The 17,058-nt window shown below is 44.7% G+C and carries 11 protein-coding genes; 3 read left to right on the top strand and 8 right to left on the bottom strand.

The genetic code is table 11. The annotated features are described in order from the left end of the window. Positions 1 to 108: 108 nt before the first annotated feature. The 3 genes from HMPREF1222_RS10375 to HMPREF1222_RS10365 all read right to left on the bottom strand — a co-directional run bounded on the left by HMPREF1222_RS10375 (position 109) and on the right by HMPREF1222_RS10365 (position 1,946). Entirely contained in the window at positions 109 to 813 is a 705-nt protein-coding gene (locus HMPREF1222_RS10375; RefSeq protein WP_016519363.1) for a hypothetical protein, read from the bottom strand. Between the two features lie 49 nt (positions 814 to 862). Continuing rightward, entirely contained in the window at positions 863 to 1,618 is a 756-nt protein-coding gene (locus HMPREF1222_RS10370) for a hypothetical protein (protein WP_038076671.1), read from the bottom strand. Between the two features lie 139 nt (positions 1,619 to 1,757). Then, positions 1,758 to 1,946, bottom strand: coding sequence for a ubiquitin family protein (locus HMPREF1222_RS10365; RefSeq protein WP_016519361.1), 189 nt, complete (start codon positions 1,944 to 1,946; stop codon positions 1,758 to 1,760). 189 nt (positions 1,947 to 2,135) lie between these two features. Between HMPREF1222_RS10365 and HMPREF1222_RS10360 the strand changes: the two genes are divergently transcribed. Next, a complete protein-coding gene (locus HMPREF1222_RS10360; protein ID WP_016519360.1) occupies positions 2,136 to 2,387 on the top strand; it encodes a helix-turn-helix domain-containing protein in 252 nt (83 codons plus the stop codon). Positions 2,388 to 2,606: 219 nt separating this feature from the next. Here HMPREF1222_RS10360 and HMPREF1222_RS10355 read toward each other — a convergent pair whose 3' ends face one another. From HMPREF1222_RS10355 to HMPREF1222_RS10335, 5 genes are all read right to left on the bottom strand, one after another. After that, on the bottom strand, positions 2,607 to 3,779 hold the full coding sequence (locus HMPREF1222_RS10355) for a hypothetical protein (protein ID WP_016519358.1): 1,173 nt from the start codon (positions 3,777 to 3,779) through the stop codon (positions 2,607 to 2,609). A gap of 210 nt (positions 3,780 to 3,989) precedes the next feature. Next, positions 3,990 to 7,292, bottom strand: coding sequence for an isoleucine--tRNA ligase (ileS, locus tag HMPREF1222_RS10350; protein WP_016519357.1), 3,303 nt, complete (start codon positions 7,290 to 7,292; stop codon positions 3,990 to 3,992). Positions 7,293 to 7,564: 272 nt separating this feature from the next. After that, positions 7,565 to 8,923, bottom strand: a complete 1,359-nt coding sequence (locus HMPREF1222_RS10345) for an MATE family efflux transporter (protein ID WP_016519356.1) — start codon at positions 8,921 to 8,923, stop codon at positions 7,565 to 7,567. 1 nt (position 8,924) lies between these two features. Further along, positions 8,925 to 11,396: a PEP/pyruvate-binding domain-containing protein gene (locus HMPREF1222_RS10340; protein ID WP_016519355.1), complete on the bottom strand. Its 2,472-nt coding sequence runs from the start codon at positions 11,394 to 11,396 to the stop codon at positions 8,925 to 8,927. 17 nt (positions 11,397 to 11,413) lie between these two features. After that, positions 11,414 to 12,010 carry a TetR/AcrR family transcriptional regulator gene (locus tag HMPREF1222_RS10335; RefSeq protein WP_016519354.1) on the bottom strand — a complete coding sequence of 199 codons (597 nt, stop codon included), beginning with the start codon at positions 12,008 to 12,010 and terminating at the stop codon, positions 11,414 to 11,416. 482 nt (positions 12,011 to 12,492) lie between these two features. Between HMPREF1222_RS10335 and HMPREF1222_RS10330 the strand changes: the two genes are divergently transcribed. Together HMPREF1222_RS10330 and HMPREF1222_RS10325 are read left to right on the top strand one after the other, a co-directional pair. Beyond that, the gene (locus HMPREF1222_RS10330) at positions 12,493 to 13,692 is read left to right on the top strand and encodes an exonuclease SbcCD subunit D (RefSeq protein WP_016519353.1); all 1,200 of its coding nucleotides are present in this window, start codon (positions 12,493 to 12,495) and stop codon (positions 13,690 to 13,692) included. Positions 13,693 to 13,769: 77 nt separating this feature from the next. Continuing rightward, positions 13,770 to 17,048, top strand: a complete 3,279-nt coding sequence (locus HMPREF1222_RS10325; protein ID WP_244870152.1) for an AAA family ATPase — start codon at positions 13,770 to 13,772, stop codon at positions 17,046 to 17,048. The last annotated feature ends 10 nt before the right edge of the window (positions 17,049 to 17,058 follow it).

Genomic DNA, 17,058 nt, shown 5'->3' with positions numbered 1-17,058 from the left:
TCAAAAGAGAACCCAAAAATCAAGCATATAAACAGTATTATAGATGATCGCACAAGCAATTTCCGTGACAAAACAAATGTCAGCCTTGAAACGGGTGTTAGGTTATATTTACAATTTATGAAAGTTAAATTCACTAAGACTTATTGTTTTTTTCCATTCAATCCATTTGTTTACCGAATTTACAACTGCTTCACAATATTTATCTGATGGTAGCGTTATAGGGCGGTAAGTTGGATAGCATGGATGATAAGCATTTATGAATACAACATTACTAAAACAATACATATTGTTCTTTTTGGTATATGGTATTGGTTCTATTTTTATCGCTTCGCTGAAATTTAGTTGTTTACTTAAAAGATTTAGTGTATTCCCACATATAATAATATCAGGTCTAATATTTTTTATTTGGTCCTGCACAATTAATCGAGTTGCTTCATTCTCAGGACATAGATAATTCTTTCTAAAAATCTTCATTTTTGTAGAAGATTTGCCAAAAGTTTTATTTAAATTAATAATTGCGGTCTGTCTTAGATAATCTGTTTGTTCTAATTTAGAACTCTGTTTTCCATCTAAAATGAGTGAATTAATCTTAGCAATATTTTTCCATGTTTTCCATTTCCCTTTATCTAATTCAGCAGCATTTTTAAAATGCTCTATGGAGAATTTACCATTCGTTTCTTTTAATATCCAAAGTATTTTATACTTTGCCTTTTGGAATAACTCAAAATCAATAATTCCATCTTCATATTTAGAATTAATTTGATGAATTTCATCGGTACAGTTAATTCGTTTTCTTTCTTCTTCATAATCCATTTTATTTCTCCTTGAATATAAATATATATAATATTTTAGTAAATTAAACTTAAGAATTGTTTTTTATCTGATAAATTAACGCAACTCCTGTCGTATAATTTCCTATTGTATTATCTACGAGAAGCAAGTAAAAGTCGCAGTCATCAGCCATATGATCTCCTATTTGAACCATAAGGTCGCCTATTTCTGAAGAAATTGATTTTTCTGCAAAAGACGGTGTATTTATGGAAGATATAAAAGCAACGATAATATTGCTAATATTTTTTTCCATGCTAATTTGTTTGAGTACATCAGACATAGACTGAGAATAAGTATTACTAAATGCTGAAACCAAAGCAAAACTATTGCCTATTCTTTTATCGCAGTCAGAAAACCACTCTTCTGGATACATGCTTACAATTCCAATTCCTGTTGCAAGACAGATATCTATTAATAATTCGTATTGTTGATCAGAAAAACTACTAAAACTGAGATCGAATAAATTTGAACAGTTCTTGTGAACAACATTTGTTTTTGATGAACACTTACATTCTATATCTTCTTTTTCGCAACCAATAAGGCAAAGCGTTTTTTCCGATTGCTTGTATTTCAAGGCAAGTAGTTGAACTTGTTCACATACATTTTTCTTGTTTACATACTTAATTAAAACAAAATCGTAACCATTATAACCATTATCATTTATCTCTGCAATTTCTATCTCTGGTGAAATCAACTTACGAACAGTATAGCGGTCTACCTCTATGTTTAGATGCTCAAATTCTATATATCCCCCCTCTCTCAGATTTCCAATGAGTGAAGTTTTCAAAATCAATAACCCCGACGCAGAGCCTCGGGGTATGTTGTTCTCATAAGGTGGTTGCAGTCGGTTTTCATACCCCTTATTACGACGCAGAGTGCCAGGGTATGAAACCCTCCGTACGAATAAAGCTCCACTCATTATTGAGTTAAATTTCAACACATTTAAGCATTGATAGGTTGATTTTGTTTGTAGGAACTCCTGTTTCTTCTGCAAGACCTTCTTTTATACAAGCATCAATATGCTTTGAAGAATCTTTAGTTACTTTAAATCTTGTCCCTTTGAGAATTCCATCGTAAGAATTTGTAACCTCATAATAAACAATTTCTTTTGCCATACTTGGCCTCCTATAAATTTATTTTTGGTCGAAATAAATGTTATAGGCTGGTTCCGCACAAGTCCTTCCACAAGTAGTCAGCTTGTCAATCTAACACCCTTTCGACCCGTTTTATAAACTATAGCATATATCTCGATTTATAAGCAATAGCTTGTAATTTTTTTGCTTATAAAAACTTATACTGATTATGTGAATAAAGAAGTAGGAGATACCATACGGGAACTGCGAAAAGAAAAACATTTGTCTCAAGAAAAATTGGCAGATGCTATCGATTCGCATCAAGTATATATTTCTGAAATTGAAAAAGGCATCAAACTGCCGTCCCTCATCATTATTAACAATATTGCAAAAGCATTCGATGTGTCGCTGACTTATTTTATAAGCCGTGTTGAAAAAAAATTAGAAAAGAGTGATACACAAGAACCGCCTAAAAATGTATAACACCAAAAAAAGAGACCGCCGATATCATTTCAACAGTCTCTTTTTGCTTTTTTCCTAATCAACATACCCGATGCAGAGAGCAGGGACACAGTGTTCAACGTTTTCAATATATGGGTGATCCGACAATAATACCAGAGATTTAAAACAGGATAGCTTGCAGCCGGTATCATAGAACATATTTTTTCCTCTTCTAGTGTAGTTAAGAATATCTTCTTTTTCCTATATTTGTATATCAATTTTAGTTGTTTGATAATCTATCTCCATTCCAACACGATTATTTAATGTTTTTAAATTTTCAGTTATTCTATCATTAGCAAAACTTAACTGTTGTTTCAAATAGGGAGTCGTTATTCTAGAAATATGTGTATAATTTGGATTCTGTTCAAAATGCGCAATTTGTTCCATGAGTTCAATTTGTGCTGTTAGTAACTTAATGTGTGAAATTTCTGCATCTGTTTTTGCTTTTTTTATTTCTGCTTTTTTTAATTCCAATTCAATAGCATGTAATTCTTTTTTCCGTTCCTCATCCTTAATAGCAGTAAGTATAGATATACCACTTTGAACTAACATTTGTATGGGAGAATTTTGTATAACTGAACGTAATGTAAATGTAGTCCTATCTTTTGCTTTTTTGTTTAACTGAGTACGACATAAAACACGAGCTTTACTTGACTGCTGATCAATTACCAATACTACTGGTCGTTGAAGTTTATTGATCGTCGAAAAGAAAATAGAATAATTTTTAGAAGCATCTTTCTTTTCCCTTAAATTTTTGATATCTATTACAAGATCTCTTTCTAGTTGAGTGAATTCTTTTTTATACTGTTTTTGGAAATTTTTAGTGAGTTTTGTAAATAAATTTAATAGTTCAACATGTTTTTTAGTATTTATAATCTTTTTTTCACTTAGCTGAGTAATATTTTGTATTGCTTTGTCTAATCCGCTTAACAATGATTCAATATAAAATGAACAGATCCATTTTGTTTCATTTCTTTGGAGTTTATTTTGAAATAAAAATTCGTTGATTATCCTATAATATTTGAATATAATTCTCATATTGAATATAGAAAGGGAGGGAAACATTGAATAGGGTAAACCTAAAAAATACAATAAATTGAGTTCCGGTCTTGCTAAATCAATAACATCTAACTTTGCATATTGATGATTTAACATAAATGATTCGTTAATTACAATGATATCTTCCGGCTTAACTCCATTGGATAATGCTAACGCGATAGAATTAACAACCTCATATTTATAATAGTAAGTATTTAAATCAAAAATATACCTAGATATTTCCCATGTACTAAGTTCTTGATTTTTACTACTTTTCAATCCCAGAAAAACCGTAGTTTTTATATCTTTCAATTGAGCATCATCAAATAGATTCATATTATTCCCCAATACTTAAGCCAACAGGCGCATCCGACTATACCGGATGCGCCCTTAACCTTTTGAAAATATACGGCGCACCTACTATGTCATACGCTGAAAATAAATGCTCAACGTATCATAGATACGCCTTCGCTTTATTTTCTTCTATTTCCTTATTCTGCACCGTCTATGTTTCAAAAATGCTTATTTTATTACATGACAGCTTTCCTACACTCCTGCCGCCTTCTCCAGCGCAACACGCCAGCACAGCCCGTCGCCCATATCCAAGTCGGCGGACGCTTTTCCTGCAGGCAGCTGCGCGCTGTAGGCAGCTCCAACGGCAAGGGTTTCATTCATCAGATAATCCTTGTTTGCCTCGAACGCTTTCTGCAGCAGCTGCTTCCCGTCGGGATCGGTGCCGGAAACGGTCAGCGTAATCCGGTCGGTTACTTCAAGCCCGGACTCCTTCCGGAGGTTCTGCACCGCGCGGACAAGGTCGCGGATATAGCCTTCCAGCAGCAGCTCCTCGGTTACCTGTGTATTGAGCGCAACCGTAAGCGTTCCTTCGTTCAGCACCTTGAGGTTTGCCTTTTCAATGCGGTTCAAAATCACCTTATCGGCAGTCAGCTCAACGGTTTGCCCGTCGATGTCAAGGCTCAAGGTTGCGCCGTCAAAGAGGCTTTCGATCTCTGTGGAAGAAAGCTTCTCAATCTGCGCTGCGGCGGTTTTCATCTTTGCGCCGAGCTCTTTCCCCAGCACCTTAAAATTCGCCTTTGCGGAATATTCAACCAGCTCATCCTCTTTATCGTGGAAGATAACCTCTTTGACATTCAGCTCTTCCATAATACTGCTTTCCATCTCGCGCAGCACCGACTTCTCCTGCTGGTTCTTCGTAACAATCTCCACGGCTTTCAGCGGCTGGCGGATTTTCAGGTTGAACTGATACCGGAGCGCTCGTCCCATAGAAACGGCTTTTTGCACGGTCTCCATCTTAAACTCAAGCTCGGTATCCCGCGCCGCTTCCGCATAGATGGGATAATCAGCCAAATGTACAGACACCGGATCATCCGCAGTTCTCAAATTCTGCCAGATCGACTCGGTGATAAACGGCACAACGGGAGCCGCTACCAGCGCAAATTTCTTGAGCGCGCGGTACAGGGTTTCGTAAGCCTGCGCCTTGTCTCCGTCGTTTTCGCTCTTCCAGAAGCGGCGACGAGAGCGGCGGATGTACCAGTTGTTCAGCTGCTCGATATACGCAACAATCGGATCAATCGCCTTGGAAAGGTCGTAATCGTCCAGCGCCGCCGTTACGTCAAGCACGAGCTTTTCGGTTACGGATAAAATCCAGCGGTCAAGCGGATTGTTCAGCTCTTTTACAAAGGCGCCGATGTGCGCATCCGTGCCGTCAAGTTTCGCATGGGCAGGAGGTGTAACACCGTCGATATTGGCATAAGTTACGTAGAAGCTGTAGCTGTTCCACAGCGGAATCAAAATGCCTTTCAGCACATCGCGCACGCCCTCATCGGAGTACTTTAGATCCTCCGCCTTCACCACGTTTGAGTGCATCAGGAACAGACGCAGCGCATCCGCCCCGAACTGCCCGACAACCTCATTGGGGTCGGTATAGTTTCGCAACGACTTGGACATCTTCTTTCCGTCGCTGGCAAGCACCAGTCCGTTGACGATACAGTTTTTAAATGCGGGGCGGTCGAACAATGCGGCGGCCAACACGGTCAGCGTATAAAACCAGCCGCGGGTTTGATCGAGCCCTTCGGAGATAAAATGAGCCGGAAAGTGGTCTTCAAAGTATTTTTTATTTTCAAAGGGATAGTGCTGCTGCGCATACGGCATAGAACCGGATTCAAACCAGCAGTCCAGCACTTCGGGCACCCGATGCATCGTTCCGCCGCAGTTTTTACACGGTATTGTGATGCTGTCAATAAAATGCTTGTGTAAGTCATCGGGATAAACACCGCTCAATGCTTTCAGCTCATCGCGGCTGCCCACACAGATAGCTTCTTCACAGTCGGGGTTGGTACACTTCCAAATCGGCAGCGGGTTTCCCCAGTAGCGGTTTCGGCTGATTGCCCAGTCGCGGGCGCCTTCAAGCCATTTACCGAAACGTCCCTCTTTTATATGAGAAGGTTGCCAGTTGATCTTGCTGTTTGCCCGCAGCATTGCGCCCTTTACTTTTTCCACCGACACAAACCAGCTGCTCACCGCACGGTAAATCAGCGGGCTTGAACAGCGCCAGCAGTGCGGGTATGCGTGCAGGATTTGATCCCGCTTCACCAATTTCCGCTCCGCCTTCAGCCGATCCATAATATCCTTGTCGGTATCTTTTACAAAGCGTCCCTGATAGTCCGGCACCTCAGCCGTAAACTTACATTCGGCATCGACGGGACAGATCATTGGAACACCGCTGCCTTTAAACAGCGTACTATCCTCTTCACCGAAGCCCGGCGCGGTATGAACAATACCGGTACCGTCTTCCGTCGAAACAAAGTCGCCGATCAATGTTTGGAACGCCCCGCGCCCTGCGTCGTCGGAACTACCGTCTTCCCGCACCGTGAGGTTTGCAAAATACGGGAACAGCGGCTCATAACAGATGCCTTCAAGCTCGGCGCCTTTTTTCTTCCATACAATGGTGCATTTCTCCGGTTCGCGGTAGTACGCAGCAAGACGGGATTCGGCAAGGAGGTAGTGCTCTCCCTCATCGGCAACCAGCACATAGTCTATATCAGCGCCGAGTGCAAGCCCGAGGTTACTCGGCAGCGTCCACGGAGTAGTCGTCCACGCCAAAAGATAGGTATTAGGCGGCAGCGGCTCGCCGGACTTGGAACCACCAGCCGCAAAGGTTTTCGCCGCAGGAGTTCCCGCAACGGTGTACCGCGCCTTAAAGCGGATAGTAATTGCCGGATCATGCACATCCTTATACCCGCCGAGGTTCAACTCATGATTCGACAGCACCGTGGAACAGCGCGGGCAGTACGGCAGGATATAGTGCCCCTCATACAACAGCCCCTTATCCCACAACTGCTTCATTACCCACCAAATCGACTCCATATAGGCGGGTTCCATCGTCTTATAATCGTTATCAAAATCAACCCAACGCCCCAGCCGGTTAATCGTATGCCGCCACTCCTTCACATAGCGCAGCACACTCGCCCGGCACGCCTCGTTAAACTTGGCAATCCCGTACTTTTCAATGTCGGTCTTCGAATTCAGTCCCAATTCCTTTTCGATCAGGTTCTCAACCGGCAGCCCGTGACAGTCCCATCCGAAGCGCCGCTCAACCTTCTTGCCTTTCATCGTCTGATAGCGCGGAATAATGTCCTTAATCGTGCTCGGCACAAAATGCCCAAAGTGCGGCAGTCCCGTCGCAAAGGGCGGTCCGTCAAAAAAAACGTATTCCTCAGCCCCGTCACGCTGCGCAACCGACTTCTTAAAAATATCCTGTTCTTCCCAAAAATGTAAAACAGCCTCTTCCTGTTTCGGGAAATCAACCTTAGGATCAACCGGTGTGTACATACCTCATACTCCTTCTCTATTAGCAGGCGTTATCAATACAACGCATATCTACTATTTCTTTGTTTTAGCCTTTATTTTTATCTTCCTGTTAATCTTAAAATCAGAACAACAATCAGATCCATGATTATTCTATTGCGCCGGGACAACGTCCCTATAAGGGGGGAATATACACTATTTTTTGATTTATGTTAATTATTCTTTCTCTATTTGTTCCGCCGTTGCTTTAATATTATTTTTTTCGCACGTTAATATCACTCTATACCCGGAAAGTTTTAAAAGCTCGTTTTTATAAATTTCCTATACCACCTGTAAACAATCGTAACGGCAAGTATGAACGATAAAAAATCTGCGGCGGGCTGTAGTAGGTAGATACCGGTTTTTCCGTACAAGGCCGGGAGAATGTATAAAAGCGGGATATAAAACAGTCCCTGCCGTGAAATCGATATGATCAGTGCGGAAAAATAATTGCCGATGTTTTGCATGAACATACTGCTCACGGCAAAAGGCGCCATCAGCGGCAGGGTAAAGCATTGCATCCGCAATAGTGTGCTTCCGGTGGAAACGACCTCGGCATCGTTAGAGATAATTCCGATACATTGCTCTGCAAAGATGTACAGGGCGATTGCCGCGAGCAGTAAAAAAAACGTTCCTGCAATAACCGTAATACTAAATGCTTTTTTTACTCGGCCGTATTGTTTCGCGCCGTAATTCATAGCGCAAATCGGCTGAAAGCCTTGCCCCCATCCGATCATAATCATAAAAGCCAATGCAATAATCTTGGAACTTACCGTTAAGGCCGCTATCATGCTTTCGCCATAATGCGCAGCGGCGACATTCAGCAACACCAATGCACCTCCGGTAATTGCCTGCCGCGAAAAATTAGGAAGACCGCCTGCAAGAATATGATACATACGTGTTTTGCTGTACTGCGCCTTCTTTATGCTGATAGGAATATTCCCATGGCGTTTCGCTAAGAGCGTAAGGACGATGCACCCGATAATCTGTCCTGCGAGCGTCGCATATCCTGCACCGATAAAGCCCATCTTAAAGACAAACATCAACAGCGGATCCAGCGCCATATTGCTGAGCATTCCGGACAGCAATCCGGTCATTCCGTCCCGTACATTTCCACAAAGGCGCAGCTGATTATACACCGTTACTGCATACAGGCTGAACGGAATACTGATGATAATGATGCGCAAATACTGCACGGTAAAGGTCAGCACATCTTGCGAAGCGTTGCCGCCGATCAGGCGTGAAAGCGGTACGATAAAAATACTTGCGGTTATTGCAATGATGATGCCGGTTGTGATTGCAATGATGATGCCTATTGAAGAAATGATCTCCGCTTCGGCATAATCTTTTTCTCCGATTTTTTTTGACATGACATTTCCGCTGCCGTAACCGTACCAAAAACCGATTGCCTGAATAATGCTGACAAAACTGAATACAACGCCGATTGCAGCAATCATCGATCGATTATGCAAGCGCCCGACAAAAAACGTATCCGTTACATTATATATAACGCTTACCAACATACCGATGATTGTCGGGATTGACATTTTAATCAAGAGCGGAAAAATCGGTTTTGTTAAAATAGCGCGGCGTCGTAATTCTTTTGCATCATCCATCTCAGCAGCTCCGTACTTCGCCTTTGTTTCCGTCGACTGTAATCATGTCGCCGTCTTTGAATTTTGCAGTAGCAAAGCCGACACCCAGTACCGCCGGTATATTAAATTCCCGTGCGACAATGGCTGCATGACTTAACGCAGAACCGGTATCGGCTACCACGGCACTTGCAAGCGTAAAAAGAGGAGTCCACTCAGGATCGGTCAGGCGGCATACCAGCACATCGCCTTTTTGCATTTTATAAAATTCTGCCGGAGTTGAAATAAGACATGCTTTTCCTACGGCAACTCCCGGACTGCCGCTTACCCCTTTCAACACATTACCCTTTGAATCAAACACAAGCAGCTTTGACGCTTCCCACACTTTTTCTGCAAGCGGGAATGCCGCATTCCGTCTTTGTATCTTTTCTTTGTAGGTATCGATAATAGCGCCTGTTTCAAGCACTTCGATTAATTCACGGTGAAAAAGATTTGCAATGCCGTGCTTGTAATCGTCGTTCTGCAACAGCAGTATATTTATCCGCTTAACGCACTGTCTGACATAATAAAAGAGCGTTTCCCACAAATACTGCGATTCTTCGCGGACAACATGAAAATACCGGAAATTTTGTATGTCTTTTTCTATACGCGGATATGTGCGGCCGTAAATACGCTGCAATTTCTTCAATAATTCCGCATAATTTTTATCCTTTCCGTTATGAGTGTCTTTTCCATCTTTACTTAAAAGCGGACGGATAATATTCACAAGCCGATCCGGATCTTCGATAAACGTTTTTGCTTCAATACAATAGCAGTTATAATCCGACTTAAAGCCGTTGTTTTTTATAAACTCGTCTGCAAGGTTTTTAAATGCAGGGAAATCTTTACACAGCGATTCAAATGATGTACCGGCCATAACAGCTTCCGTTAAAGCCGTATTTGTTTTTATGCTATCGGCTATGCATGAAATATCGTTTGTAACTACAGCCGTCTTATTATCCAGTTCCCAATAAAAATCGAATGCGGAATAATGTTTGTTTACACGCTGAATCATTTTTGTGAATTTCTTACTCATCAGCATGGATGGAAATAACGAATATTTAAACCTATCATAAGCAAGATGCTGAATAAGCTCGTAACTATGCTCCATGAATTTTTTACATTCAGCTAAACTCATATTCTCAAAGTCGAAAGATTTAATGAGCTCTATTTCTTTTTCATAATGAAGCATAAACTTTTTACACACACCGGCACAATACTCAAAATTTTTAAACATCTTTATCATCGTAAAGATATGAAAGATATGTCGAGTAAACCCTTTTTTATTTTCCGGAAGCGTTTGAATCCCATCGTCATCAATTTTAGGATTTGAATTAAAAATAATGCCGCCTTCCGCAAATATCCGTGCTTTTTGATCGTTAATTGCAATCATGTAATCAAAATCAAGCGCGCGATATGCAAACGGCATTTTCTCAAACTGAAAAGCCATATTCCCTTTCATCATTTTTGTTAATTTATTGTCTTTGATATATGCTTGAATGCGCTCTTCATCATCGTTATTTTTTAATGCGGTTATTGCGCGTGCCTGCACAATATAGATTTCATTGTTTTGTATTGCCCATTCAATATCCATCGGCATACCATAGTGCTTTTCTATTTTTAATCCGGCTTGCACGAGCCCTGCAATCTCCGTATCATTTAAAGCACGGGCTGCTCTTTTTTCGGGGCTTACCGGTTCTTCCTTTGTATGTTTATCGGCATAGACGATTTGCGTTTCTTTGCTGCCGATGCTTACTTCGCGTATAGCTCCGTTCTTATTTACAATATAGCTATCCGCCGTTACCCGTCCCGAAACAACGCTTTCGCCTAACCCGTAGCTTGCATTGATCTGCATTTCATCTTTATTGTACGTTACCGGATTGACCGTAAACAGCACACCCGCTTTTTCGCTTTCCACCATTTTCTGAATGACAACTGCAATCGCAACGGCACTTTGATCGTATCCTTGGTTAAGACGATAGCTTACCGCTCTCTCTCCCCAGAGGGACGCATAGCAATTCCGGATTTGAAGCAGCACATCATTTATGCCTTGTACGTTCAAATACGTTTCCTGTTGACCTGCGAAACTCGCATCGGGTAAATCTTCCGCCGTTGCCGATGAACGAACTGCAACTCTTTTAGATTCACCAAGTTCTGCATATTTTGCTCTTATTTCTTTTTCCAATTCAGCAGGGAAATGTCCCGCTGTGATTTTTTCCCGGAACTCTGCGGCAACGGCAGATAATGTATGTTCATCCGTGTGCGCTTGTTTAAGACCGTGTGCAATAAACTCGTCAATGTGATTTTCTTTTAAAAATTCCCGATACGCATCGGCGGTAATGACAAACCCTTTCGGTACATTTATTCCTGCGGCAGTCATTTCACCCAAATTAGCTCCTTTACCGCCGGCAATTAATACGTCGTCTTTATGTATTTGTGTAAAATCAAGTATTAGCATGATATTCCTCCCGATTGTTATACTTCTATGTACTTATTCACCATTGCGGCGATATATGTCCGCAATATTTCATTAAAATATGCTTCATCAAACTGATAATACCGGGCGCATAATATGGAACTTCCCACAAATGCGTTCATTAACCCTTTTTTATCTACTCTTTTTATTGCACCGTTTTTTAGCCAATACTGTATAAGTCTCTCAAAAAAATCTTGATACAATACTTCCATTTTATGTGCTTCCTGCGGACCCTTTGCTTCAAATATCTTAAACGCATCTTTATAGACCGGCTGTGTTTTAATTTTAATCACAAGATCGACCGAATACCTGTATACAATATCCGTTAGAAACGCTGCCGGATCCTTGAGCGAATGCGGGAACTCCTCTTCAATGTTGTGCAGTTTTTGTATTGAGCGATATGTGATAACTTCGATAATCAGCGCTTCTTTATCCTTCCAAAAATTATAGAAAGTCCCTTGCGCAATACCGGCACGTTTTGTCAGCTCCGCTATGCTCAAAGCCTTTGTCCCCTTATCGTGGAATAAATCGAGAGCAGCTTCCATTATCTTTTCTTTTATTTTTATCCGTTCTTCTTCCGTAAATGCTCTTGCCATGCCTTCTCCATCGTTATTTTGCAACCCTGTGAATATTTTGTATTTTATTCATTGCTAATATAGCAAGATATCGGATTTCTGTCAATGAATATTTCACGGTTTATTCATAGGATGGATATAGCACAGGTTTTCAGCATTCATTTAATCAGATGTTCTATCTCCGATTTTGCAAAAAGAACGGATACGCCGAACTGACTGAATAGCGAGATTCGATACTGCATCAGGAGAATACTCTGGAATTTTTGCCGGTACCGTAATCAATGCACCTCTAAAAACCCGAATTTTAGGCTCTTTTTCTTAGGTAGGCCGCTCTTTTAATAACGTTCGATCATCTTTTTAGTTAGTTTATTTTTCATTGTACCCAACGCAACTATGTGGAATAACTTCCAAAAAGGCATTGAGTGGAAGGTGTAAACAATTCATAATTAAGAATTATCCCTCTCCCCTTTACAGAATGTTCTATTAGTCATACAGTACAAAGGATGAAACTGCTCCATACCGCCGATTTGCATTTAGGAAAGACATTGCACGAAACGCCGCTGTTGGGTGTGCAGGAAAAAATGCTGAACGACATTCATGATATCCTTACCCGGAACGGCTATACCGCGCTGATTATTGCAGGCGATGTGTACGACCGAGCCATCCCTTCGGCCGAGGCAGTTTCGCTTTTCAGCAAGTTCCTCGCACGGATACGGGAGGACTGTCCCGACACGGCGGTGTTTATCATCCCCGGCAATCACGACTCCGCACAGCGGCTCGCCTTTGCCCGCGAGATACTGCAAAATCAGCGCATCTACATTGCGCAGGATACGAGCCGCCTTGCAGACCCTGTAATCCTTACCAAGGGAACGGAAAAACTCGCGGTATATCTACTCCCGTTTTTAAACTTCGGCGCTTTTTCGGAAGAGACAAAAGAAACATACCGCACGGCAGGCGATTCGCAGGCGGAAATGGCGGCGGTTGCGTCGCACATTCTAAAACAAGCGGTACCGCCGGGCATACCCGCGCTGTTAGCGGCGCACCTCTTTACGATCGGCGGACAAAGCTCCGCCAGCGAACGTACCTTTATCGGTACCGCCGAATACGTCAATCCCGATTTTTTCTCATTCTTCGACTATGTTGCGCTCGGACACCTGCACCGCTGCCAACGGATAACGGACAGAATGTATTATTCCGGTTCGCCTCTCCCCTACTCCTTTGACGAATCCGACGATGCCAAGTGCGTCCTTTCGATAGATATCGACTGTACGCCGAAACAGCCCGACATAAACGGCGCAAAAGCTCCGGTCACTATCGAGCGGATACCCATCATTTCCGAACGCCCGCTTAAGCGGCTTGAAGGCTCTTTTGCGAACTTCTTTACCGAACATCTCTATGATGAATGGAGCGGCTACTATCTGGAAATTACGCTGAACGATGCGGAGGTCATTGCGCACCCGATGCAGCTGCTGCGGCAAAAATTTCCGTTCCTGTTGAGCATCCGGCAAAAGAGCTTTATGAATCAGGAAGAACAGGAGGAAGAGCAGCTGACGCTCCGCGAGCGAACGGCGGAGGATCCGCTCACCTTAGCCGAAAATTTTAACCGGTTTGAAAGCCTCATCAACGGCGAGCAGAACCGAATGAAGCAGGAGCTTTTTGAACAGCTCTGCAAGGAAGCACTGCTTAATCCGAATGCGGATTAAGCAGTGGTAACTCTGAACCTTCTTGTTTCGTAATAAGGTCGTATGCAATTTGCAATCACGAACTTATGAGAAACAAGTTGGAACGCCGATTAAATGCGCTCCTCGCTTTAATCGGCGTTCCGAAGAAACCGCGTATGAGACCTAAAGAACTGATACTACACAACATCGGCCCTTTTACCGGCGAACACAGGGTCGACTTCGACACCCTCGGCTCCCTCTTTTTAATTTACGGACAAACCGGCGCCGGAAAGACTACGCTCTTCGATGCAATCTCGTACGCTTTCTACGGTAAACCGCTCGGCGGAAGATCGGGCGTTATGAGGAATCTGCGGAGCCACTTTGCAGACGACTACGCAATCTCCGATGTGACGCTGACCTTCTTCATCGGAGCGCAGCTGTACCGAATCAAACGGCAGCTGCCCTACACAAAAGAAGGCCGAAAGCTGGAAACGCCGGAAGAAGTATCCCTTGAATACTACGGAAACGGCAGCTGGGAGAACCGCTCATCGACCAACAAACGGGAAACCGACGCTGCGATCCAAAGCTTGATCAAACTTTCCGACAAGGAATTCAGCCGCATTGTCCTATTGCCGCAGGGAGAATTTGCTCAGTTTTTACGGGCGCAGTCGAGCGATAAAAAAGAAACGCTGATGCACCTGTTCCCGATCAAGCGGTACTCGGATCTGATGCAGGAGGCAAAACTGCGCGCAGACAAGCTGCAGCAGGAAGCGCAAACAATAGAAGCAAACCTCGAAACCCTGCACTCCCGCTTTGTGTACCACCGCTACGAAAGCGACCGCGCGGAGCTGTTGAACGAGATAGACCGGATCAGGGACGAGCACGGCGGCGTTCTTACCGCTTTGCAGACAAAGAACACCGAACTTGAACAGGAAAAAATACTTGCGGAAAAGCGGAAAGAGTTGGAGCGGATTAACGAAGAACTTGAAGCGTGCCGTGTCCGCGAAGAAGATATCCTCAATTTAAAAGCGAAGATAGAAAAAGCGCAGCGGGCGACTCCGCTGGCCGTTCACGTAAATCAGCTCCTTGAGCTGGAAGCAGCCTGCGCTACGGATGAGCGGCAAATACGGGAAAAGCGGAAACGCATGGAAGAGCTGACCGCCCGCATGAATGCCCTGCAGGATCGGCAGAGCGACATAGCCGCTAAGGAGCAGCAGCGGGACAGCCTCTATGCCGTCATCGATTCGCTGCGGAAGGCCGCCGTGCTGGAACAGGAAATCGGCACGGCACAAGCGGAAGAGGATAAACTGAAACGTGCCGCCGCTGCCGCTCAAGCGCAACTGCAGCGCATCGAAGCGCAGCTTGCCGCCGTTACGGAAAAAACCGCCACCCTTACCCCTGCCGTCGATGCGCTCGACGAGCGGGAACACGCCTACCGCGGCCTGCAAAGCCGGCTCGATATGGAAAAACAGATGCACGACATATTGTGCAAGCATGAGCAGCTTAACACCTTTTTACACAGCTATGAACAGGCTGCCGCTCATGCGCGGGTGCAGCTTGCGGAGATTGCCCGTGACTATGACATCCAAACGGAACAGATCAGTAGAATAGAAGAAGAAAAAAAAGCTGCGGAACGGCAGCGGGCGGCGGCGGCTCTCGCAGAACAGCTTGAAGAAGGAACGCCCTGCCCCGTCTGCGGTTCGGTACACCATCCCGCACCGGCGCAGGACATCGCACAAAGCGCGTTCAGCTTTGACGAGCGGATAGAAGCGGCAAAACGGAGCGCAACCAAGCTGCAGCACGAAAAAGAAAAAGCGCAGGCAGCGCTCGCCGGTGCGGAAGCTTCCTATACAAACTATCAAAAGCAAATAGACGAACGGGCGGCAGCTGCGGAAGAATTACGGCTGCAGTATAAAGAATGCAGCGCTGACGCCTTTCCGGACGGAAAGGATGCGGCGGAAAGCCGCATTAAGGAAACCGCGCAGCGGATAAACGAGGCGCTGCAGGCGTATAACGCATCACGCAAGGCCTTTGCGGAACACAAAACATTGGAATCGGAATCCCGCAATCTGCAGCGGGAACGGCAAGACTATGCGCAGCGGCAGCACAGCGCGGAGCAGCAGTTAAGCGGGGTTTCCGCCGCGCTGCAGGAAAAACGCCGCCAATTTGACCAAGCCTTTTCGCAGCTGCCGGAAGATATATGCACCGTCCGGTTGAGCGCAGATACGGAAGCGGATACGGCAGCTCCGGATACGAAAGCTGCCGGTAAAGCCGACAAACAAGGAACCGGTGGCAGGCTCAAAATCCTCGATGCCGAAGCCTCCGGTGCTGAAATCCCCGATGCGGAAACCGCGCTGGAGCAATGCGAAGCGCTGCTGCAGGAACTCAAACTGACCATCAATGCCTATCAAACCGATGTTTCAGAAGCGGCGCAAAACCTTGAACGAATCCGCGGCGAACTTTCCACAGCGGAAACGCACGGCCGGGAACGCGCACAGCAGCGCAGCGAAAAAACAGCGCAGCTCGAAGCCGCGTATATTAAGGAAGGTTTTGCCGATTTGGAGGATTTACAGCAAGCCGTGTGCAGCGAACCGGAAATCGCGCAGTGGAAAACGGAAATCGATACTTTTTATGAGCAGTATGCGGCGTATAAGCAGGCGGCAGCCGGACTTGAAAAAGACGTTTCCGCAACGGAGCCGCGCGACCTTGACGAGCTGGAAGCCGCCGTCGAAACCCTGCGCAAACGGTATGACGAAATACAGGCGCGGCTCGAAGTCCTCAATACGGAAAAGGCAAAGCTGGAGGAGCTGCACGCCCAGCACACGGAATTAACCAAAGCCCTCGCAGTCAAAACGGCGGAGGCGCAAAACTGGGTAGCCCTTGCAAAAGACCTGTGCGGCAGCAATCCGCGGAAACTCCAGTTCGACACGTGGATTCTTTCCGCCTTTTTGCATGAAGTAACCATGTTTGCAAATAAGCGGCTTGAGCGGATGAGCGAGGGACGGTACCGGCTTGCCGTCAGCGAAGACCACGGCACGGGAAACGCATACCGTGGCCTCGACTTGGAAATTGCCGACGCCTACACCGGTAAGTGCCGCCCCTCTGCGACCCTCTCCGGCGGAGAAACCTTTATGGCTTCCATCAGCCTTGCGCTCGGTCTTGCCGATTCCATTCAAGCACGGGCAGGCGGCATCCGAATAGATTCGATGTTTATCGACGAAGGCTTCGGCTCGCTCGACGAAAAAGCCCTGGAAAACGCCGTCGGCATATTAGACGAAATACGCGGGAACCGGATGGTCGGCATCATCTCGCATGTCGGCGAACTGCAAAGCCGCATCCCGCAAAAGATTGAAGTGATAAAAACCGGAACGGGCTCTTCCATCCGGCAGAATCATTGAAGATTATAAA

The organism is Treponema vincentii F0403 (assembly GCF_000412995.1).
Lineage (GTDB): Bacteria > Spirochaetota > Spirochaetia > Treponematales > Treponemataceae > Treponema > Treponema vincentii.
Note: the sequence above shows the minus strand (reverse complement) of the source record. Positions and strands in the feature narration are given on the sequence as shown.

Coding starts and splice junctions, on each gene's coding strand:
- HMPREF1222_RS10375 (WP_016519363.1), bottom strand. CDS start 813: ATGGATTATGAAGAAGAAAGAAAACGAATTAACTGTACCGATGAAATT.
- HMPREF1222_RS10365 (WP_016519361.1), bottom strand. CDS start 1,946: ATGGCAAAAGAAATTGTTTATTATGAGGTTACAAATTCTTACGATGGA.
- HMPREF1222_RS10355 (WP_016519358.1), bottom strand. CDS start 3,779: ATGAATCTATTTGATGATGCTCAATTGAAAGATATAAAAACTACGGTT.
- ileS (WP_016519357.1), bottom strand. CDS start 7,292: ATGTACACACCGGTTGATCCTAAGGTTGATTTCCCGAAACAGGAAGAG.
- HMPREF1222_RS10345 (WP_016519356.1), bottom strand. CDS start 8,923: ATGGATGATGCAAAAGAATTACGACGCCGCGCTATTTTAACAAAACCG.
- HMPREF1222_RS10340 (WP_016519355.1), bottom strand. CDS start 11,396: ATGCTAATACTTGATTTTACACAAATACATAAAGACGACGTATTAATT.
- HMPREF1222_RS10335 (WP_016519354.1), bottom strand. CDS start 12,010: ATGGCAAGAGCATTTACGGAAGAAGAACGGATAAAAATAAAAGAAAAG.
- HMPREF1222_RS10330 (WP_016519353.1), top strand. CDS start 12,493: ATGAAACTGCTCCATACCGCCGATTTGCATTTAGGAAAGACATTGCAC.